Here is a 23,268-nt window from a genome sequence, read left to right as displayed (position 1 = left end):
CCTTTGACTCAGGTCAAGAGGGCGACGCGATATGATCGAGATAGGCGCGCGTGGCGTCCTGCACGCGACGAAAGCGGTCTCCGCCCAGTTTCTTGCCGCCATACCAGCGCGTGACGATGATCACATGACCTTCCAGTTCGGCACGCTCCATCATCCGCAGAATCACCATACCCGCACCACTTTCGCCATCGTCGGCCTTTAGTGCGCCGGTGGGCAGAACTGCGGCCCAAGTGTTGTGGGTGGCCTTGGCATAGCTCTTGTCAGATTTCAGCTCTTGCAGGACGGCGTCCACATCATCGCGCGTAGCCACAGGCGCGCCGGACACAGCGTATTTCGATCCGCGATCCGTCAGGATCACGCCCATGCATTCAATTGCGGTCATTGCGAAAGCCCAAGCTGTCTTGCGGTTTCCACAACGATCTGAACACGTTGCTCGTTGGGTGGATGTGTTCCCAGAAAACTGTCATCCGGGTCAGGCAAGCGGTCAAAATACTTGGCACCTATCAAAGGGTTGTACCCGGCCTTATACGTTATGACCGTGCCCAATTGATCTGCTTCCAGCTCGAAATCCTTGATGTAAACCTGTGCACCGACCTGAGCTCCCAATTTCTGAGCCTTTTCAACTCCGGCCCCGTCTGCCCCACCTAATCTGGCCAGTTCGCCAAAAATCTCGGCACTTTCCCGGGCGTTTACGGTTTGGCGCGGAATATGTCTTAGGATGTGATGCGCGGCCTCATGCCCCATGACAAATGCCAATTCATCAGCGTTTTGCGCAGATTCGATCATGGAACGGGTAAAGATGATGACCGGTTGATTGTCTTCGTCCAGCGTCTGAAAAGCATTGGCCGGGGCCCGCGGGTTCAGATCAACCACAATCGTGAAATCGCAATTGGAGACATTCCCACGCCTGAGGCATTCTGATCTGGCCTGTTGCCCAATCTGTCGGCTGATCTCCTGAAAGGTCGCAGCCTCAACTTGAAAATCGTCCCTGTCCTGTTGCCACTCTTCCGCTGGCTGAACGCGTAAAGTGTCGGCAACGCAGGCCGTCAGCATCAGGGGAAGCAACAGTAAAGTCAGACGGCGCATGGATCATCCTTTGAAACGGTCATGCCGTTTTTCGGACCATAGCGCGGGACGTGAGGGACCGCCACAGCCTGAATGCGATTGAACGGGTTGCAATGCGGTTCGCCGCCCTTCACTGTTGGATCATGTTTTCGATTGAGCATGAATTCGACTCGACGGTGATCACTCTGGTGGACGAAGGCGCAAAGCCTCTGCAAGAGGATGTGGTCATCAATAATTTCGCTGAATGCGTGACGCTAGAGCAATTGGACCCGCGCACGGACAAGGTACAGAAGATTACTTTGTCCCCAGAACAGGTCCGGGATCTGGCGGCGGCGTTGGACTTACCCGAAGGGGTCTATCAAATCCACGAAACGCCAGGTCAGGGTTCGTAGACAAATACCTTGTCCCGCGCCGCATGTCCGCGCGCCAGCAAAAATTGGGACGGCGCAACCCCCAACGCAGACGCATGAATGCGGCTCACCGCCTGATTTGCTTTGCCATTCTCAGGAAAAGCTGTGACGTGAATGCGGATGGACCCATTTTCAAACGTCATTCGGTCCGACGTGGATTTGGGGATGACTTTAGCCTCGAACCTAGCACCCGGCTTGGCCAGTCGGGTTAAGTCCGGCAAGGCGCGCGGTTTTGGTCTGGCCATTCCATCCTCCAATTCGCGAACATTCTTGCGCGACCGGCAATTGAATGAAATTGATCTGGGAAACCAAGCCGGTTCCACTTGAAACCCGCCAGGTGTTCGACCAGATAGACACTGCCCATGTAAAGGAAGTTAACATATGTCCTTGAAAAATCCGGCCGCCTTGGAGTTTCTACAATCGCGCCGGTCCCGGCCTGCCAAAACTCTGATCGCCCCTGCCCCGACCCGTGAACAATTGCAGCCGCTTTTGACCGCCGCCGCGCGCTGCCCGGATCACGGCAAGCTGGAGCCATGGCGATTCATCGTGATCGAGAAGGGAGCAATGCCACGATTGTCCAAGCTGACGCACGACCGGGGCGTGGCCTTGGGCAAGTCACCCGAGGACATCATTAAGGCGCGCAGCCAGTTCGAATTGGGCCATCTGGCGGTTGCCGTGATCGAGGTACAGAAGCCTTCAGAAAAAATTCCGGCGATTGAACAAACCTATTCGGCGGGTGCCGTGTGTCTGGGGCTTTTGAACGCCGCACTTGCGTCGGGCTGGGGGGCAAACTGGCTGTCGGGCTGGCAAACTCATGATCCGGATTTTTGCCGTGCCGCATTTGGGCTTGCAGATAATGAGCGCGTGGCGGGCCTGGTCCATATCGCAACCGAAGGTGTTGCCCCGCCTGAACGCCCCCGCCCTGATATTGAGGCGCTGACAGAATGGGTTTCAGAATGATGATCCTGAACTCTTTTTTTGCGGCATTGGGTCAGATCGGAGACCCCAAGTTTCGCTCGGTCCTGTTTCGTGGTGTTGGTCTGACGATCGTCCTGCTGATTGCGGCCTGCGCAGCGGCGATCTGGCTGATCAACTGGTTGGCCAGTGGTGAGATTTCGTTGCCATGGATTGGTGTCGTCCCGTGGTTAAACGACGTGCTGAACTATTCAGGTATTTTTGTGGTTCTGGTTCTTCCGGTTTTCCTGATGATGCCGGTCGCCTCGGCCATTATCTCAATGTTTCTGGAAGAGGTCGCGCAGGCGGTCGAAGATAAACACTATCCGGCCCTGCCCTCTGTTCGCGGCATTCTGTTCAGCGAAGGGCTGCGCGATGCGATCAGCTTTATGGGCGTGCTGATTGTTGCCAACCTTCTGGCGCTGGTCCTTTACGCCATCTTCACGCCGTTGGCCCCGTTTATCTTTTGGGCCGTGAACGGGTTCTTGCTGGGGCGTGAATACTTCACTCTGGCCGCCATGCGCCGGATTGGGCGCGACGGCGCGCGCAAATTGCGCGCAAAACACTCGGCTACGATTTGGATGGCGGGGACGCTGATGGCGATCCCCTTGTCAGTACCGCTGGTGAACCTGGTGATCCCGATTATCGGAGCCGCCACATTCACCCATATCTATCACAAGCTGTCTACCTGAGGATCAGTTGCGCGGCTCCAACTGGTTCAACCAATCAAAGTCGCGCACCGAGATTACGCCTGAGATGATGATCCCCGCGATGATCGCCCAGAGCACCACCGAGACACCGGTGGTGATCCACAGCTTTTTCTTCATGTGATGCACTTCCGGGGCACCCGCGTGTGTGCCCGGAACGATCTCACCGAGATCGCCCTGCGTCTTGATGCGGACCGGCAGCACGACCAACAGCGTCATGAACCAGATAACGGCGAACAGAACCAGTGCAGCAGTGATCGTCATGACAGCCTCGCTTGGGTTAGGCCTGTTCTAGTTCGACCAGACAGCCGTTAAAGTCCTTGGGGTGCAGAAACAGCACCGGCTTGCCATGCGCACCAATCTTGGGCTCACCCAAGCCCAGTACCCGCGCGCCGGTTTCCTTCAGGTGGTCGCGCGCGGCGATGATATCTTCGACCTCATAGCAGACATGGTGGATGCCGCCTGCGGGGTTTTTCTCTAGAAACCCGTTGATCGGGCTGTCTTCGCCCAATGGGTAAAGAAGTTCGATCTTGGTGTTTGGCAGCTCGATGAACACGACCGTTACACCGTGATCGGGTTCGTCCTGCGGTGCGCCAACTTTGGCCCCCAGTGCGGCGCGATACTGTTCGGACGCGGCCTCAAGGTCCGGTACGGCAATGGCAACGTGGTTCAGGCGACCAATCATGGAACTCTCCTATGTTCTGCGTTGCAGCGGTTTATGAGGGCAGTTCGGCCAAAGAACAAGTGCGCCAAATTGCCGTTAACGTGGTGTTAGCCAGAAGTTCCTAGCGTGAGGCATCTGCTGATTAGGAGTTCTGCCATGGACGATTCGAGCCACCTTGCCTCTCCCGCGCAGCCGACCGCCACGCGGCCTCTGCTGGGTCAAACAATCCTGGTTGTCGAGGACAGCCGTTACGCCTGCGACGCTATCCGGCTGATGTGCCTACATTCCGGCGCGCGTATTCGTCGGGCGGATTGTCTGAAGTCGGCCAGACGGCACCTGCAAATCTATCGGCCGTCCGTCATCCTTGTGGACATGGGGCTACCCGACGGGTCCGGGGCCGAGTTGATAGCCGAACTGGTCGAAGCAACCCCGCGCATCGGTGCCATTTTAGGAATGTCAGGGGATGATCACACCCAAAGCACAGCTTTGGAGGCGGGTGCTGACGGCTTTTTGGCAAAACCGCTAAAGTCGCTAGCTTATTTCCAAACCTCGATTTTGGAACGCTTACCGCAAGACCGCCGCCCAAACAGCCTCCACGCCGTTCGGGATGAGGTGATCATCCCGGACCCGATGGCCTATCAGGATGACATGGCCCATATCGCCGATGTCCTTGCTGGCCCGAACGATCACCGCACGCTGGATTATGCGGCCCAGTTCTTGCGCGGCATCGCTCAGGACGCGGATGACGCGGTGCTTGCCGACGCAGCCCGGAAACTTGCCACATCCCGGGCCGAAGGAACCCCAGTCACCGCGTTGGCTGCGCAGGTGGCCGGGATCGTACAGTCCCGGCTTGAACAGCGTGAGGCGATCTGAATGGTCGTTGCCTATTTCGTGACAGCCACCGTCTTGTGTCTTTGGATGTACCTGCAAACACGCGCAGCAGCACGAAAGATAAGGCTAGCACGGGACCAGTTGACCGACCCGGTCAAAAGAACCGGGCGGCTGTAGCAACAGTTCTATGGTAAGTTCGGACGTCAACCCGCCACACGGTCGGCGACGGGCTGCTTCTTACTCCTGAGGGATGATCCGCAGACCCAGTTCCATCAACTGATCCGACGTAGGGTCAGAGGGCGCGTCCATCATCAGGTCTTCGGCGCGCTGGTTCATCGGGAACATCATAACCTCGCGGATGTTGGCCTCATCTGCCAGCAGCATCACGATCCGGTCGATGCCCGCAGCACAACCACCGTGCGGCGGCGCGCCATAGTGGAACGCATTGAACAGCGCACCAAAGCGGGATTTCACTTCATCCGCGCCATAGCCAGCCAGTTCAAAGGCCTTCAGCATGATCTCGGGCTTGTGATTCCGGATCGCGCCCGAGACCAGCTCGTACCCGTTACAGGCCAGATCGTATTGATACCCGCGCACGTCCAGAGGGTTGCCGTTCAGCGCTTCCATCCCGCCCTGCGGCATCGAGAACGGGTTGTGTTCAAAGTCTATCACGCCGGTTTCTTCGTCCTGCTCATAGATCGGGAAATCGACGATCCAGGCAAAGGCAAAGCGGTCCTTTTCGGTGAGGCCAAGTTCGTCGCCAATCACATCACGGGCCTTGCCTGCAACCTTTTCAAAGGCTTTCGGCTTGCCGCCGAGGAAGAATGCTGCATCGCCGACGCCCAGACCCAGTTGCTGACGGATCGCTTCGGTGCGTTCGGGGCCGATGTTCTTGGCCAGAGGGCCAGCGGCCTCCATCCCTTCGCCCTGATCGCGCCAGAAGATGTAACCCATCCCCGGCAAGCCCTCTTTCTGGGCAAAGGCGTTCATACGGTCACAGAACTTGCGGCTACCGCCAGTCGGCGCTGGGATGGCGCGAATTTCGGTGCCCTCCTGCTCCAACAGCTTTGCGAAAATCGCAAAGCCAGACCCGCGGAAGTGGTCGGAGACCACTTGCATTTTAATCGGGTTCCGCAGGTCGGGCTTATCGCTGCCATACCACAGCGCCGCGTCCTTGTAGGAGATCTGCGCCCACTCCTGATCGACCTTGCGGCCACCGCCGAATTCCTCGAACACGCCTGTCAGCACGGGCTGGATTGTATCGAACACGTCCTGCTGCTCGACAAACGACATCTCAAGGTCAAGCTGGTAGAAATCGGTGGGCGACCGGTCGGCGCGCGGGTCTTCATCGCGGAAACAGGGCGCGATCTGGAAATATTTGTCGAAGCCCGACACCATGATCAGCTGTTTGAATTGCTGCGGTGCCTGCGGCAGCGCATAGAACTTGCCCGGATGCAGGCGCGACGGTACCAAAAAGTCACGCGCGCCTTCGGGCGACGAGGCGGTGATGATCGGCGTCTGATATTCACGGAAACCCTGATCCCACATGCGGCGGCGCATCGAGGCCACAACGTCCGAGCGCAGGGTCATGTTCTGCTGCATCGCCTCGCGGCGCAGGTCCAGATAGCGATAGCGCAGGCGGGTTTCCTCGGGGTATTCCTGATCGCCGAACACCATCAGCGGCAGTTCGTCGGCAGCACCCAGCACTTCCAACTCGCGCACGTAAACCTCGATCTCACCCGTGGGCAGTTTCGGGTTCACCAGATCGGCGTCGCGCGCTTTGACGGTGCCGTCGATGCGGATACACCATTCCGAGCGGACCTTTTCCAACTCGGCAAAAGCAGCGCTGTCACCATCGCATAGAACCTGCGTTACGCCGAAATGGTCGCGCAGGTCGATAAACAGCACGCCGCCATGATCTCGGACACGATGCACCCAACCGGATAGGCGGACAGTTTCACCGACATTGGCGGCGGTCAGAGCGGCGCAGGTGTGGCTGCGATAGGCGTGCATGGATCATATCCCTTCGGGCGCAGAATTCGTCGCGCCGATACACCCTGTCAGGCTTGGAAAGTCAAGGCAGGTCAGCCCGTCAAAACGGCCTTTGCACGTTGCCCGAGTAGAAATAGATGCCCAGACCCGCCGCAAAGATGATGTTCCCCGCAATCGCGTGCAACAGCGCCGCGTAGAAAAACGAGCCGCGCTTGCGATAGGCCCATGTGAACAGCAGCCCGCCGCCAAAGGTCATGATGGCAACGATCCAGCTCCAATACATAAGGTGAGCCAGTGAAAACAGGGACGCATTCAGCAGGTAAAAGGCACGGCCATCCGGCAGGATCGCGTGGTAACGGCGGCAAAACAGAACGCGAAACAGCAATTCCTGTGGCAATGCCGAGACCACTGGATAGAAGGTCCAGATGACGATCAGAAACTCGGGCCGGTTGCGTAGCAGAAAGAATGCGGCGTCGGGCCTTGTGGCCATTACAAGGGCGCTGCAAAACAGCGTCATCGCGACGGCAAAAACTGCCACTTCGCCCCAGGACCAGTTGCGCCAGTTATACCGCAGCTCAGCCCAGGCGAAGCCCGGCGTGAAATGCAGCAATACGATGCCTAGCCCCGTAAAGCCAAACAGGGACGGGAACATCCAGTTGGGCGGGAAAAACACCGCGATCAACACCGGTACAGCAATGAAGAATAGCCCAAATTCCAATCGCAACCGCATGTGCGGTGCCGCGCTGTTGGCCCAATCAATTTGTTTGCTCACGGTTATGCCAACTCCGCCCGGATCAGACCACGCAACGAATTGCCCATATAGAACTTTGTTGCGCTTTTCAGTTCGGTCAAGGTCAGGGTGGCTTCGGTAACCTGTTTATTACCCAGCAATTCTTCGCGCAGGATGCCCGGCAGCACGCCACTGGACAGTGCGGGCGTCAGGCGACGGCCGTCGGGCATATCGACAAACAGGTTGGTGATGGTGCCTTCACACAGCTCGTCACGTTCGTTCAGGAAGAGCAGTTCATCGACCCCGATGGGCAAGGCCGCGCGGGCGGCGTCGTAAACCACGCGCTGTGTGGTTTTGTGCTGCAACCAGATATCGGACGCGCACAAACGAGGCTCGGCAACAGCTACCTCCCAAACAGGTGGATTGTCGGCCAGTGCACCGGTGGTCACCTCCAACTGCCCGTCTGCGGCCAGAGTTAACCGGCAGCGCAGCGGTGACTCGCCAACGACCTTATCAAGCATTTCAACTGCATACACACCGTCGAATGGAATACCAAAAGCGGCGGCCGATCGCGCCATACGGGCCAAATGGCGATCCCGTCGCACAAACCCTTGTCCCGGCCGGAAGGCCAGCGTTTCGATTAAACGGAAGTCAGGGTCATCTGGCGGGCGAAGCGGGCTTTCCATAGCGCCTCCTCATATTCTGACGGAGCGGTGCTGTCCCAAACGACGCCTCCCCCTACGTTTAAGGTCGCTTTGCCACCCTCAACCATCAACGTGCGGATTGCCACGTTGAATTCCGACCGCACATCCGGCGCGGCCCAGCCAATCGCGCCGCAATAGATGTCGCGCGGCCAAGGCTCGAGGTCAGACAGAATCTCCATCGCGCGGATTTTGGGCGCGCCGGTGATCGAGCCGCAGGGGAACAGGGCCATCAAAATATCCGACAACTCGGCCCCGAGATGCAGTTGCGCCTGCACGAGTGAGATCATCTGATGCACGGTCGCGTAAGTCTCGACCTTGAACAATTCGGGCACCTTGACCGAGCCGGGCATCGCCACGCGGCTGATATCGTTGCGCAGCAAGTCGACGATCATCAGGTTTTCGGCACGGTTCTTGTCGTCACGCGACAGAAAATCACGGCGTCGGGCGTCTTCTGCCAAATCCTCGCTGCGCGGCTGGGTGCCTTTCATCGGCCGGGTCTCGATCATCCGATCGGCATCCGTGCGAAAGAACAACTCGGGTGAGCGGCTAAGCAAGTCGGGCAAGCCGTCCTGCTGCACAAGCGCGCCATGGCCCACAGACTGCCCCTCGGTAAGCGCAGCATATACGTCGGCGCTGTCGCCCTCGACCGTCAAATCAATCGGAAAGGTCAGGTTTGCCTGATAGATGTCGCCTGCGCCGATAGCATCGTGCACCTGTTGGAACGCGCGCGTGTATCGTGCCTCGTCCCAGCGTGGTTCAAACCCTGTCATTCCGCCCCGATTGGCGGGCAGATCGGTAGAGCGCGGTGTGTCATACACCCCGAAACACAGCAGCGGCAAACGTCGACCTTGGGGCATCCGGTCCGCAAGGCGCGGCTCTAGCGCATAGCCCAGTTCGTAACTGGCATAGCCTGCCAGCCACGCCCCACCCATGCGCGCGCCATCCAGCGCCGCCAAAGCCTGGGGCACCTCGTCCGCAGTATCAGCGCGGATCACGTCTGTTGGCCGGTCGAACGTTGTCCCCTGCCCGGCCGGGCCCTGATCAAAACGAATACGCAAGTGCATCCTCATTTGCCGTGCTGCGCGGTATAGAGAATACGGCGCTAAGGGAAAGAGGGGAAAGCGGCAATTTTGCCCCCGTTTCCGATACCCCTTGAACCTTTTCGCGCGGTCCCTATAACGCAGGACAATTTGGGCGCTCGGGGGGTGCCCTGACTCGCGAACAATCGAAGGAGCATGGCCATGCCCAAAAGAACCGACATCCAGTCGATCATGATCATCGGGGCCGGCCCCATTGTTATTGGTCAGGCCTGCGAATTCGACTATTCCGGTGCGCAAGCGTGTAAAGCGCTGCGGGAAGAAGGGTACCGGGTTATTCTGGTGAACTCAAACCCGGCCACGATCATGACCGATCCCGGGCTAGCGGATGCGACTTACATTGAGCCGATCACCCCCGAAGTTGTCGCCAAGATCATCGAGAAAGAGCGCCCTGACGCGCTGCTGCCTACCATGGGCGGGCAGACTGGGCTGAACACCTCGCTTGCCTTGGAAGAGATGGGCGTGCTGGACAAGTTCGGCGTCGAGATGATCGGCGCCAAGCGCGACGCCATCGAGATGGCCGAAGACCGCGCCCTGTTCCGCGAGGCGATGGACCGGCTGGGCATCGAAAACCCCAAGGCCGAGATTGTCACCGCCCCCAAAGGTGCGGATGGCAAGAAAGACCTTGAGGCTGGTGTTGCGCTGGCACTGGAAACGCTGGAAACGGTTGGTCTGCCCGCCATCATTCGACCCGCCTTTACACTGGGCGGCACTGGCGGCGGCGTGGCTTATAACCGCGAGGATTACATTCATATCTGCCGTACAGGCATGGATGCATCTCCCGTGGGTCAGATCCTGATCGACGAAAGCCTGCTGGGTTGGAAAGAATATGAGATGGAGGTGGTGCGCGACACTGCCGACAACGCCATCATCGTGTGTTCCATCGAAAACGTCGACCCGATGGGTGTGCATACGGGTGACTCGATCACCGTGGCCCCGGCGCTGACGCTGACTGACAAAGAATACCAGATCATGCGCAACCACTCGATTGCCGTGCTGCGCGAGATCGGGGTTGAGACCGGCGGATCGAACGTGCAATGGGCGATCAACCCCGTCGATGGCCGAATGGTTGTGATCGAGATGAACCCCCGTGTGTCTCGCTCGTCCGCGCTGGCCTCCAAGGCGACCGGCTTCCCGATTGCCAAGATCGCGGCCAAGCTGGCCGTGGGCTATACTCTGGATGAGTTGGACAACGACATCACCAAGGTCACGCCCGCCTCGTTCGAGCCGACCATTGACTATGTCGTCACCAAGATTCCGAAATTCGCGTTCGAGAAATTTCCCGGCTCGGAACCCTACCTGACCACCGCAATGAAATCGGTGGGTGAGGCGATGTCCATCGGCCGCACGATCCACGAATCGATGCAAAAGGCGCTGGCCTCGATGGAATCGGGCCTGACCGGGTTTGATGAAATTGAAATCCCCGGCCTGAACGTGGGTCTGTGGGACGAAGCGGACGACAAGGCCGCCGTCATCAAGGCTATCAGCCAGCAGACACCCGACCGCCTGCGCACCATCGCGCAGGCGATGCGTCATGGTTTGACCGATGATGAAATCTTCGGTGTCACCAAGTTTGACCCGTGGTTCCTGGCCCGCATCCGCGAGATCATCGACGCCGAGCGTCAGGTCCGCGCGGATGGCCTACCGGTGACCGAAGATGGCATCCGCAAGCTGAAAATGCTGGGCTTCACCGACGCGCGTTTGGGCAACCTGACTGGTCGGGATGAGGATAACGTCCGCCGCGCCCGCCGTAATCTGGGCGTCAACGCTGTGTTCAAACGCATCGACACCTGTGCCGCCGAGTTCGAGGCGCAAACGCCTTATATGTACTCGACCTACGAGGCCCCGATGATGGGCGAGGTCGAATGTGAGGCACGCCCGAGTGACCGAAAAAAGGTTGTCATTCTGGGCGGCGGCCCCAACCGGATCGGTCAGGGAATCGAGTTCGATTATTGCTGCTGCCACGCCTGTTTCGCACTGACCGAACAGGGGTATGAGACCATCATGGTCAACTGCAACCCCGAGACCGTCAGCACCGACTATGACACCTCGGACCGCCTGTATTTCGAGCCGCTGACCTTTGAACACGTCATGGAAATCCTGACGAAAGAGCAGGAAAACGGCACGCTGCACGGCGTCATCGTTCAGTTCGGCGGACAGACCCCGCTGAAACTGGCCAACGCGCTGGAGGCCGAAGGCATTCCGATCCTCGGCACCACGCCGGATGCGATTGACCTCGCTGAAGACCGCGAACGGTTCCAGTCGCTGGTCAACGATCTGGGTCTGAAACAGCCCAAGAACGGCATTGCCTCGACCGACGAACAGGCGTTGGAGATCGCGGACGAAATCGGTTTCCCGCTGGTGATCCGCCCCTCATACGTTCTGGGTGGTCGCGCGATGGAAATCGTGCGCGATATGGAGCAGCTTAAGCGCTATATCAACGAGGCCGTTGTGGTCTCGGGCGACAGCCCCGTTCTGCTGGACAGCTATCTGGCGGGTGCGGTTGAGCTGGACGTCGATGCGCTGTGTGATGGCACCGACGTGCACGTTGCGGGCATCATGCAGCATATCGAGGAAGCGGGCGTGCATTCGGGCGACTCGGCCTGTTCGCTGCCGCCCTACTCGCTGTCCAAGGATATCCTCGACCAGATCAAGGATCAGGCGTTCAAACTGGCCAAGGCGCTGAACGTCGTCGGCCTGATGAACGTGCAGTTCGCGATCAAGGACGGCGAGATCTACCTGATCGAAGTGAACCCTCGCGCCTCGCGCACCGTGCCATTCGTCGCCAAAGCCACCGACAGCGCGATTGCGTCGATCGCCGCGCGCATCATGGCTGGTGAAAAACTGGCAAGCTTCCCGATGCGCCCGGCGTACAAAGAGGGTCAGGACACCAAGATTGCGGACCAGATGACACTGGCCGACCCGGACATGCCGTGGTTCTCGGTGAAAGAGGCAGTGCTGCCCTTCGCCCGCTTCCCCGGCGTCGATACGATCCTTGGCCCCGAAATGCGATCGACTGGTGAGGTTATGGGCTGGGACCGCGACTTCCCGCGCGCCTTCCTCAAGGCGCAGATGGGGGCCGGTATGGTGCTGCCGTCCGAGGGCCGGGCATTTATCTCGATCAAGGATGCCGACAAGACGCCCGCAATGCTTGAGGCAGCGCAGGTACTGACCGAACAGGGCTTCTCGCTGGTCGCAACCCGCGGCACGCAGTCATGGCTGGCAGAACAGGGCGTGGCCTGCGACGTGGTCAATAAGGTCTATGAAGGTCGCCCCGACGTGGCGGACATGCTGAAAGACGGTCAGGTGCAGTTGCTGATGAACACCACCGAAGGCGCGCAGGCGGTCGAAGACAGCAAGTCTATCCGCTCCATCGCGCTCTATGACAAGATTCCCTATTTCACCACAGCGGCCGCCAGCCATGCAGCAGCTTTGGCAATCAAGGCGCAGGCCGAAGGCGATGTCGAGGTCAAATCGCTGCAAGGCTGACCCCGCCACCCCGCACCAGAATAAAGAAAAACCCCCGGTCAGTGACCGGGGGTTTTTCGTTCAAACAACAGGCTGCGGCGCTGATTTCCGCCGGTACTCAGGCAGGAAGAACACCATATAGAACACCGGAGCCGCCACCATGGTCAGGATCGTGGCAAAGGCCAGCCCCCCCATGATCGTCACCGCCATCGACTTGAAGAACGCATCCGTCAACAGCGGCGCCATCCCCAGAATGGTAGTAATCGCCGCCAGCATCACCGGCCGCAGACGCGAGACCGAAGCTTCGATGATCGACTCGCGCAGCCCCTTGCCGGTTTCGCGCACAAGGTCGATTTCCTCGACCAGAACGATCCCGTTCTTGATCAACATACCCGACAGGCTGAGCAGCCCCAGAAGGGCGGTAAAGGTGAAGGGCAGACCGGTTCCCAACAGGCCGATGACAACACCGTTGACCGACATGGGCACAAGCAACCAGATTATGATCGGCTGACGAATGGCGTTGAATATCAGAACCGAGATCAAGATCATGATCAGCAGGCTCAAAGGCAACTGACGGCCAAGGCTTTCATTCGCGTCACCCGCATTCTCAAACTCACCGCCCCATTCCATGCGATATCCTGGCGGAAGGTCCATGGATTCTATGGCGCTTCGCACTTCCGAATGCACTTGTGCCGCCGTCAGGTCAGACGGAATATCCGCCCCTACCGTGATGGTCAGCACCCTGTCGCGTCTATGCACCAGTGTGTTCAGGGCTTTGTATTCAAACCCATCAACCATTTGCTCGATGGGAACGAACTTTTCGGACTGATCCGAGAATACGACCTGATCAACGATTGAATAATCCCCGTCGGCTGGTCGCCGCAGAATAATCGGGATCAGGCGATCGCGTTCGCGCAACATGCCGCCAGATATCCCATCCGTCGAGAATTGCAGCGTGGCGGCAATATCCTCTCGCGTGACCCCTGCTGTCTGCGCCCGTTCGGTTGCATAGATCGGCTGCACCGCCAGTTCTTTCTCGCGCCAGTCGTGGTGCACATTCAGGACGTTGTCCGACGCTTCTCGCATCAGCAAGACGGCCTCATCCGCAAGCTGCCGCAATACGGCCGGATCACTGCCCGAGAAGCGCGCCTGAATGGGATCTCCTCCACCGGGACCGAATACCAGACGCCGGGTCCGGAATTCACCCTCGGGGAACTGGGCCGTTCCGAAGGTTTCGAGTTCCGCCTGCAGCGGCGGAATGTCGTCCAGCGTTTTTGTACGGATGATCAGATGACCGTAGCTGGGATTAGGCTTTTCCGCTGAATAGGTCAGCAGGAATCGGGTCGCGCCCTGCCCGACAAAAGTCGTGACCGAGACCACGTCTTCCCGTTCGGCCAGCCAGTCTTCGAAGACAGCCATGTCCTGCGCAGTGCGCGAGATTGGCGTGCCCTGAGGCAATTTGTAATGAACGAAGAATAGTGGCGTGTTCGAGTCGGGAAAGAACTGCTGTTTGACCAGACCGAAGCCCGCATAACAGGCAACGGTCACCCCGATCAATCCAGCGATCACCAGCCAGCGGAACCGCAGCGCCCAGCGCAGGATAGCGCCGTAGAAACGGAACATGATCCCGCCATAAGCATCCACCGCACCCTCTTTGCCCTGCTTGAAAAAGTAGTGGCCCAGCAGCGGCGTTACGGTCAGCGCCAACACCCAGCTCAGCAGTAGCGAGATGCCGATCACGGCAAACAGCGAGAACAGGAATTCGCCCGTCGCATCAGGGCTGAGACCGATACCGGCAAAGGCCATGATACCAATGATCGTCGCGCCCAACAGCGGGATCTGTGTCTTAGAGGCAGCCTCGTCCGCAGCATCGCGTGAGTTCTTACCCCGCAACATCGCGATCTGCATACCCTCGGCGACCACGATGGCATTGTCCACCAACATCCCCATGGCAATGATCAGTGCGCCAAGCGAAATCCTCTCCATCTCGATCGAAAAAATCGACATGAACAAAAGCGTCCCGACAACCGTCAGCAATAAGGTCGAACCGACGACAATCGCCGCACGCCAACCCATAAACAGGGCCAGCACTGCAACCACGATGGTCACAGAAAGCGCAAGGTTCACGAGAAAGTCGTTCGAGGCTTTTTCAACCACGACATGCTGCTGATAGATCGGCTGGATTTCGACGCCGAAGGGTACCTGAGAATCCAGCTCGGCGAACTTGGCGTCGGCCCGCTTGCCGACCTCGACAATATTCTCCGACGACAGGCCAGCAATGCCCAGCGTAAAGGCCTCGGCTCCGTCAAAGCGGATGATGACATCAGGATCAGTTTGACGTCCACGATATACGTCGGACATGTCGAACAGATTGATCACCTGCCCCTGTGACCCCACCGACAGCCCGGCGATGGCCGAAACGCTGTCAGACCCTTCTGCTGTCAGAATAGTCGTGCGCTCGTCCTCTGACCGCACGGACCCCGATGCGTTGACGGAATCCGCGTTGGCGATTGCTTCGTTGACCGCCTGAATAGGAACATTCTGGTTCACCGTGATCGCCAGATCGGGTTCGACGAAAATAGCCTCTTCCGGCAGCCCCATCACCTCAACATCGGCCACGCCTTCTACTGTTAGCAATTCGCGCCGTAAAAATGTTGAAAGCTCGTGCTTTTCCGCGTCTGAGAATCCATCCGCAGTCACGGCATAGAACAAACCGAACACATCTCCAAAACCGTCGTTGACCAACGGTTGCCCAACACCCGGGGGAAGATGGCGGGCGGCATCGCGCATTTTTGCACGCAGTTTGGTCCAGACCTCGGGCAATTCGGTGCCGTCATAGGTGGATTTGATCTCAACCTCGATCAGCGAAAATCCGGGCTGGTTGATCGAGGTGATAGTGTCGACCTCGCCCATCTGCTGAATGGCGGATTCCAACGGCTCAGATACTTCCAGCGCCACCTGTTCAGCCGTGGCACCGGGATATTGCGTCGAGATGACCCCGTTCTTGATTGTAAATGCAGGATCTTCAAGCCGACCAAGCGACAAGAATCCCCAAATACCGCCAAACAAGGCGATTAAGATGATCAGCCATGTGTAGATCGGGCGGTCGATGGAAGCGCGTGCGATGTTCATCCCTTGCCCCTCAGTTCGCAAATCCGACAAAGCGGCGCACCGCCTGCCCGTCGGTTAGGGCGCCGCCTCCGGCAACCACGATCTCATCGCCATTGTTCAGGCCCGTCAGAACACGAACATCACCTGATTCAGTGGGTTCGATCGTGACCGCAACCCGACGAACAGTGCCTCCATCTGCCCCGGCAGGTGAAAACACCATGATGCCCAGTTCCCCTTCCGCATCAGCGACAATGGCCGTCGACGGGACAATGATGCCAGTGCGCTGATCTTGCACCTGCACGTTTACCGTCACCGAAGAGCCGGGCAGAATCTGCAATCCTTCCGGCGGGGTAAGACCGAACTGGATGCGGAAAGTCTGCCCCACACTTGACGATTCCGCGTCAAACTCGCGAATCTGCAACGGGAAGACCTCGTCACTGACGGGGAACTTGGCGGTGATTTCGATGTCATCCTGCTGCCCAGAGCGCTGGAACAGAATTTCAGGCACATCGACTTCGATCCGTAATTCGGACATGTCGTGAATGCGCACAATCGGAGTGCCCGCCGATACGGTGGTAAAGGACTCGACCGCCCGACTTGATACCAAAGCATCAAACGGCGCGGTCAAAGTGGCCTGTTCCAGATCGTACTGCGCATCGCGTACTGCAATTTCGGCAAGCTGCGCGGCGGTTTCCGCGTCATCCACCGCCACCTGACTAGCTGCTGTCCCCCGCAAGCGCGACAAACGAGCCAAAGTGCGATCTGCCTGATCCTTTTGCAGCACCGCGCGGTCATACCGACGCTGGAACGGTTCCTGATCCAATTGGGCGATCAACCCATCCTTCGGGATAACGAAGCCCTGCGTCACGGGAAGCTCGACGATCTGCCCGGCCACCTGAAACGCCAGATCAACCGTCTGGCGCGCTGCCACCCGCCCGAAAAACTGACGCGAAAACCCCGGGCTTGTTTCCTTTGCAACCATGAGCTTAACCGGCTTTACAGCTTCCTGTGCCGCCAAGGGGGCTGCCAGAACGCTCAGAGCAAGGCTTAGAACAGAGAAAAGCTTCATTTCGTCATTCCCTCGGGTATTCCCGTTTTTAAGATGTTTTCCCGGATTTTCCGGGCCAGCCGCGCAAACTCGGCGGTTTCGGCATCGTTCAATCCAGAGGCCCGGTTAAACAAAGCACCGGCCTCGGCTAAAATTTCCTGGCGCATTTCCAGACCCTTGTCCGACAAAACCAACAGCCACGCGCGGCGATCCTCGGGGTCGCGCTGACGCGTCAGATATCCCGCCGCCTCAAGTGCGTCAGCCGTTGAGGTGATGGTTGAAGGAACCGTCAGCATATCCGCCGCCAAGATGCCCATACGTTTGGGTTGATCCAGCTTGATCAGCATGTGGCATTCCTGCTGGCTTACCGCTACGTCGATGAGATCCAGGCTTTCCTGCAACTTCCAGTAGAGAGCATAGACCCCCATCATTGCCTGCATTTCAGGGCTAAGGCGCTTTACCAGCTCACTGTCGTCTAAGGTCATTGGTCGAATCCATTTCAGATTTCGTCTTCGCCGTATACTTCGAAAAATGAAATATTCAACAAGTGAAGCTGATTAAATCCCCAACTTTGATATTCCCTTAGGTCAATCTACCTTGAACTAACCCCAAGTTGACTGCATTTTGGGCAAATTCGAGATATCCAGGGATGATCATGTACACGCCAGCTATCACCGGCACCGGTGTTTTCACGCCAGAGAATGTCATCACGAACGCCGAACTTGTCACCGCGTTCAATGCCTATGCCGACAAGATGAACGCCAAGAACGCAGACGCGATTGCCGCAGGCGAGATGGAGCCTATGCAACATTCGTCGGAAGAGTTCATCCTGAAAGCCTCTGGTATCGAAAACCGCTACGTGATGGACAAAAGCGGCGTTCTGGACCCTGACGTCATGCACCCACTTATGCGTCAGCGCAGCGATGACGAGCCGGGCATCATGACCGAGATGGCTGTAGACGCCTGCAAGAAAGCATTGGCACAGGCCGGGCGCACCGCAGAAGATGTCGATCTGGTCATCTGCGCAGCTTCGAACCACGAGCGCGCCTATCCCGCGATCGCGATCGAGATACAGCAAGCACTGGGCATAAACGGTTTTGGGTTTGACATGAACGTCGCCTGTTCTTCGGCGACGTTCGGCATTCAGGCCGCCGCCGACATGGTTCGGTCGGGTTCAGTCAAAAGCGCGCTGGTGGTGAACCCCGAGATTTGCACGGGGCATTTGGAATGGCGAGACCGTGATTGTCATTTTATCTTTGGCGACGTCGCAACAGCGACCTTGATCGAAAGGATCGAAGACGCGGATGGCCCGCATTTCGAAGTACTCTCGACACGTTGCGCAACCGAGTTTTCCAATAACATCCGAAACAACAACGGATTTCTGCGCCGCACCCGACCTGCCGGACTTGAGGATCGCCGTGACATGCAGTTCATGCAGAACGGCCGGAAGGTGTTCAAAGAGGTCTTGCCGATGGTCAGCAAACACATCGCAGACCACATGGAATCCGAGGGCGTCAGCAGCGAAGACCTAAAGCGCCTGTGGTTGCATCAGGCGAACAAGACCATGAACGATTTCATCGGTAAGAAAGTGATGGGACGGCAACCGGCACCCGAGGAACAGCCCAACATTTTGCAGGACTACGCCAACACGTCTTCGGCTGGGTCGATCATCGCGTTTTCAAAATACTCCGATGATTTTGCAGAAGGCGAAGTCGGCCTGATCTGCTCATTCGGGGCGGGGTATTCAGTTGGGTCGGTGATTGTGAAGCGCCACGGATAAGGCACTCATCCTGGCAAACCGGACTCCCTGACTGAAAGCTTTGGATTGGCCCCGGCCCAACAGGGGCCGGTGGTGGCGTCAGCTCACGCTTTCTTCTTCTAGGTGCAGCTTCATTTCGATCAGAACCTGTTGCAGCAGGCTGGTTTCTTTCAGCAGCCGTTTTGCTTCGTTGACCGTAATGATGCCATCTTCAATCGCGGCTTGATACTCGGTCATCAGCATCGCAAAGCGCTGGCTCAACGCAATCACGTCAGAATTCACCCCGCCCGTGCGCGGTGTTTCACTGTTTCGTCCATCATAGGACAGCGTGATATTTTTCAGATCCGCCAAGGCCGAGGTGACGTGCGGAAAATTGGCAACTCCCTCCAGACGGGCAACGGCGTCGACGGGCATAAAGCGGTCGGCATGTTCAGCGTTGTCAGAATAATAACGCCCAAGCGTCGCCTTGGATTTTCCGGTAATCTCGCACGCTGCTTCGATTCCGACATCCTTAACCAACGCTTCGGTATGCTTTTTCAGATAAGCCCCAATATCCGCCATGCTCCACCCTCTGCTGCCTGCCTCCCCAGTGTATTCTTCGTTGCGGGGGAAAGGGAAAAGAAATTTCCCATAACCGAGTCATAATTCAAATGGCATACATTGGCTATCCCTCAGATATGCGGGGGTTTTGTGAGTGAGTGGCGGCAGTTCTTGCCGAGTACGAGTGATTGTGGGGTAATTTTTGAATGCCCTGCTTTGTTTAGGCCGCATGTTGGCCGACGACGTCGCTGTTGTTGTCGTTCGGGTATCCATCCCCATTGAGCCTATGCTCGGCCCTGACAGCAACAACGGCGGCGTCGCTTCTACTGCGACATATGATGGCTTGTCCGCACCGTTCAGGCGTTTTAGACCCGGGACCATGGCAAAGCTGTACTTCAATTATTCTACAATGAACGCAGGCAAATCGACCGTCCTGTTGCAAGCCTCGCACAACTATCGCGAGCGGGGCATGGATACCTATTTGATGACCGCCGCGTTGGACGGACGTGCAGGTGTGGGCAAGATTGCATCCCGAATCGGGATATCGTCGGACGCCGACACGTTCACGGCTCAAGACGATGTTTTCGCAATGATCGAAGGGCGATTGGCGAAAGGTAAAGTCGCCTGCGTGTTTGTCGACGAAGCCCAATTTCTGACCGAAGATCAAGTTTGGCAACTGGCGCGCGCCGTAGACGACCTGAAAGTGCCAGTGCTTGCTTACGGGCTGCGCGTGGATTTTCAGGGCCGTCTATTTCCGGGCTCGGCTGCGTTGTTGGCATTGGCTGACGAAATGCGCGAGGTCCGCACCATATGCGAATGCGGGCGCAAGGCGACGATGGTGATTCGTCAGGACGAAAACGGAAACACCATCACCGAAGGCGCGCAGGTGCAGATTGGCGGGAACGAAACTTACGTCTCGCTATGCCGCAAACACTGGCGTGAGGCTGTGGGCACTTAGACCGGGTTCGGCAGTGGGCGTCCGTCGATAAAGGCGGCCACATTGTCCAGGGCCATATTCCCCATATCGCTGCGCACTTCTTCGGTCGCGGTGCCCAGATGGGGCAACAGTGTCACGTTCTCCATGTCGAGTAGGGCTTGCGGGACCGCGGGCTCAAACTCATAGACGTCCAATCCCGCCCCGGCGATCTGGCCGGCACGCAGCGCGGCAATCAATGCAGATTCGTCCACGACTTCTCCGCGCGCGATATTGATCAGAAGGGCCGACGGGTTCATAGCTTCTAGTATCTGCGCGTTGATCAGGTGACGGGTTTCCGCACCGCCAGGGACTGCCAGGATCAGGAAATCGACCCGAGCACCCAGCTCTTTCAGGTCAGGAACATATTCCGCCGGAAAGTCGATCTCTTTCTTGCTGCGGGATTGATAAAGGACCTGCATTCCAAACCCGAAATGACACCGACGGGCGATAGCCTGACCGATGCGCCCCATACCAACGATCCCAACACGTTTGCCCGTCACGTGGTGGCCCAGCATCTGCGTCGGATGCCATCCCTGCCAAGTGCCAGCCCGGACCTGCCGTTCCCCTTCCCCCGCACGCCGGGCTGTAGAAAGCAGCAAGGTCATCGCTATGTCAGCGGTTGCATCCGTTACGGCGCCCGGTGTGTTCGTCACGGCAACGCCTGCGGCCCGCGCCGCATCCACGTCGATGTGATTATACCCAACTCCGAAATTTGCCAGCAATTTGCATCGGGGGTTGGGCACCAGTGCGAATACCTGTTCCGAAAAAAGATCGCCCAAAGTCGGGACCACCACATCGAATTCGGTCAACGCACGCAGCATCTCATCCCGAGTCATCGGTAATGTATCTTCGCGAAACTCGACATCAAACTCTGCCCGCGCGCGGGCTGTGACTGCTGCTGTCATAGGGCGGGCAACAAGTAGTCTCATCAGTGCATCCGCCCGCCAACAGGAACGTCACCATCAGGGCCGATCAGAACAATCTCGCCACTTTCATCAGGAAGACCCAACACAAGCACTTCGGACATAAAGCGACCTATTTGGCGCGGGGGGAAGTTCACCACAGCCATCACCTGTTTACCCACCAGCGTGGCCGGGTCGTAATGCGCGGTGATCTGGGCCGATGTCTTACGCTCACCAATTTCATCGCCGAAGTCGATCCACATCTTGATCGCAGGCTTGCGCGCCTCGGGGTACGATTCGGCACGAACGACTTTGCCGACGCGGATGTCGACCTTGAGGAAATCGTCAAATGAAATCTCATTCACGAGAAAGCTCCTTGGATCGGTCGGTAGCGGCTTTCACGGCACGGTGCAGCAGATCGGGGAAGCCTTCTTCTTCGTGCATCAACACCTCAAGCGCGGCCTGAGTCGTACCGTTGGGAGAGGTCACGTTGATCCGCAATTGCGAGGGGTCGTCATCGGCGGCCATCGCCAGCGCACCAGCCCCGGCCACAGTCGACTTAGCCAGTTTCATTGCCAGATCGTGCGGCAAGCCCTGCGCCTGACCCGCAGCGGCCAGCGTTTCGATCAAGTGAAAGACATAGGCCGGGCCTGAACCGCTAAGGCCCGTTACTGCGTCCATCTGAGATTCGTCATCCAATCGGACGGTCTCGCCAATGGCTGACAACAGGTCTTCGGCCAGTGCGACATCGTCATTCGATGCGACAAAATTCCCGATCAAAGCTGTGATCCCCTGTCGGATCGCTGCGGGTGTGTTTGGCATCGCGCGCACGATCGGCGTGTCCGTGCCCAAAACGGCTTCGAAGGTGGCAATCGACGTCCCCGCCGCGACCGAGATAAACAGGCTGCCGCCGCCGCCCAGCGCCTTGATCGCAGGCAGGGCCTCGCCCATCATCTGCGGTTTGACAGCCACCAGCACCACAGCGGGGGCTTCGGGCAGCGGTGTGTTGATATTGACGCCCTGCGCCTTCAACCAGTCCGATGGATACGGGTCCACAACCCAAACCGATGACGCAGGAAGGCCATGCTCCAACCATCCAGCGAGCATGGCCGATCCCATCTTGCCGCAACCCAGAAGCACCAGCCCCTGTTCGGCGACGCGTGACATATCCATGATTGCCCCTCCCCCTTACTTGTCGGTTCGGGGCAAAGCTTTACGCGCGCCCGTAGGCCTCTGCAATGGCGACCTGCATCGCGTCTTCGGGATCGCGGTTGCCCCATGTGACCAACTGGATCGCGGGGTAATACCGCTCGGCGCTCAGGACGGCTGCGGTGATCATCGTGTCGATTTGTTCGGGGCTGGCCATCTGTCCGCCAGCAAGAACAAGACCGTAGCGATAAACCATCAGTTTCTGGTTGGCCCAATAGGTAAAGGCACCCGCCCAGCACTGATCATTCATCTTGTTCAGCAGTTCGTACAACTCGGACTCACGTTCGGACGGCGGGTCCATTTCAAACGAACACACCATGCGCAGGGTTTCGTCATAGTTCGACCAGGCCAGCGTGATTGAGTAGGTACGCCACTGCCCTTCGACAGCCATGGCGATCTGGTCATCCCCGATCCGGTCAAAGTCCCAGTCGTGGTGCTCAGCCAGGTGTTCAACAATATCTATTGGATGAAGATCTTCTTCGAGAAACTGCTCGGAAAGGGCCATAATGCCACCTCACTAATCTCTAGCATTTTGGGGCTGGCAGCGCCCCAGCGCTAGTTGCCTGCTCTACAAGCCGGGCTTCCCCCGTGGGCCTGTACTAAATATGGTGCGCTGCCAGTACCCGTCTGGCAACCCTATTTATTGGGGATAACAGCAATAAGTTGTGGACGAACGGTCACGGCGATCAAAATATTGGCGTCGCGTGCAGCTTTATCTTGATTAAATTCTGCAAGGCGGCAAGATGCACAACACCGCACAATCCCTACCCGTATCGCGCGGCGTTTCTCTTGCATCGAAAATTTGGATTCGGACGTTAATTGTCCAGTTTCGCCTCAAGCGCTGCGATGCGTTCTTCCAGCGCGGCATTCTCTTCGCGCGCTTTTTGGGCCATCGCACGGACCGCGTCGAATTCCTCGCGCGTCACGAAATCCCGATCCGCCAGCCAGCGGTCGATCATCGACTTCATCGCATTTTCGGCCTCTTCCCGCGCACCCTGTGCTACGCCCATGGCGTTGGTCATCAATTGGGATACGTCGTCCAGAATCTTGTTGCGGGTCTGCATGGCTTTTCTCCGAAATCGCGGTTGATCCCTATATGGG

General features: G+C 58.0%; 25 protein-coding genes. 7 read left to right on the top strand and 18 right to left on the bottom strand.

What is annotated here, in order from left to right:
* Nucleotides 1-13: 13 nt before the first annotated feature.
* Together GOX75_RS00580 and GOX75_RS00575 are read right to left on the bottom strand one after the other, a co-directional pair.
* The gene (locus GOX75_RS00580; protein WP_171120320.1) at nt 14-382 is read right to left on the bottom strand and encodes a YigZ family protein; all 369 of its coding nucleotides are present in this window, start codon (nt 380-382) and stop codon (nt 14-16) included.
* Nucleotides 379-1,086: a M48 family metallopeptidase gene (locus GOX75_RS00575; protein ID WP_171120319.1), complete on the bottom strand. Its 708-nt coding sequence runs from the start codon at nt 1,084-1,086 to the stop codon at nt 379-381. The genes GOX75_RS00580 and GOX75_RS00575 overlap by 4 nt, the downstream gene beginning before the upstream one ends.
* A 122-nt stretch (nt 1,087-1,208) precedes the next feature.
* Between GOX75_RS00575 and GOX75_RS00570 the strand changes: the two genes are divergently transcribed.
* On the top strand, nt 1,209-1,457 hold the full coding sequence (locus GOX75_RS00570; protein ID WP_171121670.1) for a hypothetical protein: 249 nt from the start codon (nt 1,209-1,211) through the stop codon (nt 1,455-1,457).
* Here GOX75_RS00570 and GOX75_RS00565 read toward each other — a convergent pair.
* Nucleotides 1,445-1,720 (bottom strand): DUF167 domain-containing protein, encoded by a 276-nt coding sequence (locus GOX75_RS00565; RefSeq protein ID WP_171120317.1) that lies wholly within the window; start codon nt 1,718-1,720, stop codon nt 1,445-1,447. The two genes, GOX75_RS00570 and GOX75_RS00565, sit on opposite strands and share 13 nt — an antisense overlap.
* Before the next feature lie 136 nt (nt 1,721-1,856).
* Here GOX75_RS00565 and GOX75_RS00560 point away from each other — a divergent pair, with 136 nt between their 5' ends.
* Together GOX75_RS00560 and GOX75_RS00555 are read left to right on the top strand one after the other, a co-directional pair.
* Nucleotides 1,857-2,435: a nitroreductase gene (locus GOX75_RS00560; protein WP_171120315.1), complete on the top strand. Its 579-nt coding sequence runs from the start codon at nt 1,857-1,859 to the stop codon at nt 2,433-2,435.
* Nucleotides 2,432-3,121 (top strand): EI24 domain-containing protein, encoded by a 690-nt coding sequence (locus GOX75_RS00555; protein ID WP_171120313.1) that lies wholly within the window; start codon nt 2,432-2,434, stop codon nt 3,119-3,121. The genes GOX75_RS00560 and GOX75_RS00555 overlap by 4 nt, the downstream gene beginning before the upstream one ends.
* Before the next feature lie 3 nt (nt 3,122-3,124).
* Here the strand turns inward: GOX75_RS00555 and GOX75_RS00550 are convergent, their stop codons facing one another.
* Nucleotides 3,125-3,400 (bottom strand): DUF1467 family protein, encoded by a 276-nt coding sequence (locus GOX75_RS00550; protein ID WP_171120311.1) that lies wholly within the window; start codon nt 3,398-3,400, stop codon nt 3,125-3,127.
* A 16-nt stretch (nt 3,401-3,416) separates the two neighbouring features.
* Entirely contained in the window at nt 3,417-3,821 is a 405-nt protein-coding gene (gene mce / locus GOX75_RS00545; protein WP_171120309.1) for a methylmalonyl-CoA epimerase, read from the bottom strand.
* A 135-nt stretch (nt 3,822-3,956) separates the two neighbouring features.
* Here mce and GOX75_RS00540 point away from each other — a divergent pair, with 135 nt between their 5' ends.
* Nucleotides 3,957-4,673, top strand: coding sequence for a response regulator (locus GOX75_RS00540; RefSeq protein ID WP_171120307.1), 717 nt, complete (start codon nt 3,957-3,959; stop codon nt 4,671-4,673).
* Nucleotides 4,674-4,868: 195 nt separating this feature from the next.
* Here GOX75_RS00540 and aspS read toward each other — a convergent pair whose 3' ends face one another.
* The 4 genes from aspS to GOX75_RS00520 all read right to left on the bottom strand — a co-directional run bounded on the left by aspS (nt 4,869) and on the right by GOX75_RS00520 (nt 9,121).
* Nucleotides 4,869-6,644: an aspartate--tRNA ligase gene (gene aspS / locus GOX75_RS00535; protein ID WP_171120305.1), complete on the bottom strand. Its 1,776-nt coding sequence runs from the start codon at nt 6,642-6,644 to the stop codon at nt 4,869-4,871.
* Between the two features lie 79 nt (nt 6,645-6,723).
* The gene (locus GOX75_RS00530; RefSeq protein ID WP_171120290.1) at nt 6,724-7,395 is read right to left on the bottom strand and encodes a CPBP family intramembrane glutamic endopeptidase; all 672 of its coding nucleotides are present in this window, start codon (nt 7,393-7,395) and stop codon (nt 6,724-6,726) included.
* A gap of 2 nt (nt 7,396-7,397) precedes the next feature.
* Entirely contained in the window at nt 7,398-8,039 is a 642-nt protein-coding gene (locus GOX75_RS00525) for an aminotransferase class IV family protein (RefSeq protein ID WP_171120288.1), read from the bottom strand.
* On the bottom strand, nt 7,994-9,121 hold the full coding sequence (locus GOX75_RS00520) for an aminodeoxychorismate synthase component I (protein WP_171120286.1): 1,128 nt from the start codon (nt 9,119-9,121) through the stop codon (nt 7,994-7,996). Before GOX75_RS00520 ends, GOX75_RS00525 begins: the two co-directional genes overlap by 46 nt.
* A gap of 177 nt (nt 9,122-9,298) precedes the next feature.
* On the opposite strand from GOX75_RS00520, the gene carB reads away from it, so the two are divergent.
* Nucleotides 9,299-12,643 carry a carbamoyl-phosphate synthase large subunit gene (gene carB / locus GOX75_RS00515; protein WP_171120284.1) on the top strand — a complete coding sequence of 1,115 codons (3,345 nt, stop codon included), beginning with the start codon at nt 9,299-9,301 and terminating at the stop codon, nt 12,641-12,643.
* Nucleotides 12,644-12,703: 60 nt separating this feature from the next.
* Here the strand turns inward: carB and GOX75_RS00510 are convergent, their stop codons facing one another.
* The 3 genes from GOX75_RS00510 to GOX75_RS00500 are packed head-to-tail and all read right to left on the bottom strand — an operon-like array spanning nt 12,704 to nt 17,266.
* Nucleotides 12,704-15,754 carry an efflux RND transporter permease subunit gene (locus GOX75_RS00510; protein WP_171120282.1) on the bottom strand — a complete coding sequence of 1,017 codons (3,051 nt, stop codon included), beginning with the start codon at nt 15,752-15,754 and terminating at the stop codon, nt 12,704-12,706.
* A gap of 10 nt (nt 15,755-15,764) precedes the next feature.
* Entirely contained in the window at nt 15,765-16,802 is a 1,038-nt protein-coding gene (locus tag GOX75_RS00505) for an efflux RND transporter periplasmic adaptor subunit (protein WP_171120280.1), read from the bottom strand.
* Entirely contained in the window at nt 16,799-17,266 is a 468-nt protein-coding gene (locus tag GOX75_RS00500) for a MarR family winged helix-turn-helix transcriptional regulator (protein ID WP_171120278.1), read from the bottom strand. Before GOX75_RS00500 ends, GOX75_RS00505 begins: the two co-directional genes overlap by 4 nt.
* Before the next feature lie 170 nt (nt 17,267-17,436).
* Here GOX75_RS00500 and GOX75_RS00495 point away from each other — a divergent pair, with 170 nt between their 5' ends.
* Nucleotides 17,437-18,561, top strand: a complete 1,125-nt coding sequence (locus GOX75_RS00495) for a beta-ketoacyl-ACP synthase III (protein WP_171120276.1) — start codon at nt 17,437-17,439, stop codon at nt 18,559-18,561.
* A 78-nt stretch (nt 18,562-18,639) separates the two neighbouring features.
* Here GOX75_RS00495 and GOX75_RS00490 read toward each other — a convergent pair whose 3' ends face one another.
* A complete protein-coding gene (locus GOX75_RS00490) occupies nt 18,640-19,101 on the bottom strand; it encodes a hypothetical protein (RefSeq protein ID WP_171120274.1) in 462 nt (153 codons plus the stop codon).
* A gap of 358 nt (nt 19,102-19,459) precedes the next feature.
* Here GOX75_RS00490 and GOX75_RS00485 point away from each other — a divergent pair, with 358 nt between their 5' ends.
* Nucleotides 19,460-20,038, top strand: coding sequence for a thymidine kinase (locus GOX75_RS00485; RefSeq protein WP_171121669.1), 579 nt, complete (start codon nt 19,460-19,462; stop codon nt 20,036-20,038).
* On the opposite strand, the gene GOX75_RS00480 is transcribed toward GOX75_RS00485, so the two are convergent.
* The 5 genes from GOX75_RS00480 to GOX75_RS00460 form a co-directional block, all read right to left on the bottom strand.
* Nucleotides 20,035-20,985 carry a D-glycerate dehydrogenase gene (locus GOX75_RS00480; protein WP_171120272.1) on the bottom strand — a complete coding sequence of 317 codons (951 nt, stop codon included), beginning with the start codon at nt 20,983-20,985 and terminating at the stop codon, nt 20,035-20,037. The two genes, GOX75_RS00485 and GOX75_RS00480, sit on opposite strands and share 4 nt — an antisense overlap.
* On the bottom strand, nt 20,985-21,323 hold the full coding sequence (locus tag GOX75_RS00475) for a tRNA-binding protein (protein WP_171120270.1): 339 nt from the start codon (nt 21,321-21,323) through the stop codon (nt 20,985-20,987). Before GOX75_RS00475 ends, GOX75_RS00480 begins: the two co-directional genes overlap by 1 nt.
* Nucleotides 21,316-22,131: a pyrroline-5-carboxylate reductase gene (gene proC / locus GOX75_RS00470; RefSeq protein WP_171120269.1), complete on the bottom strand. Its 816-nt coding sequence runs from the start codon at nt 22,129-22,131 to the stop codon at nt 21,316-21,318. Before proC ends, GOX75_RS00475 begins: the two co-directional genes overlap by 8 nt.
* A gap of 40 nt (nt 22,132-22,171) precedes the next feature.
* Nucleotides 22,172-22,672, bottom strand: a complete 501-nt coding sequence (locus GOX75_RS00465; protein ID WP_170753355.1) for a YbjN domain-containing protein — start codon at nt 22,670-22,672, stop codon at nt 22,172-22,174.
* Between the two features lie 310 nt (nt 22,673-22,982).
* Nucleotides 22,983-23,231 (bottom strand): accessory factor UbiK family protein, encoded by a 249-nt coding sequence (locus GOX75_RS00460; RefSeq protein ID WP_171120267.1) that lies wholly within the window; start codon nt 23,229-23,231, stop codon nt 22,983-22,985.
* Nucleotides 23,232-23,268: the final 37 nt, after the last annotated feature.

The organism is Ruegeria sp. HKCCD7251 (genome assembly GCF_013031165.1).
Taxonomy (GTDB): domain Bacteria; phylum Pseudomonadota; class Alphaproteobacteria; order Rhodobacterales; family Rhodobacteraceae; genus Ruegeria.
The sequence above is the reverse complement of the archived record's forward strand: the minus strand, read 5'-3'. Positions and strand labels throughout refer to the sequence as shown.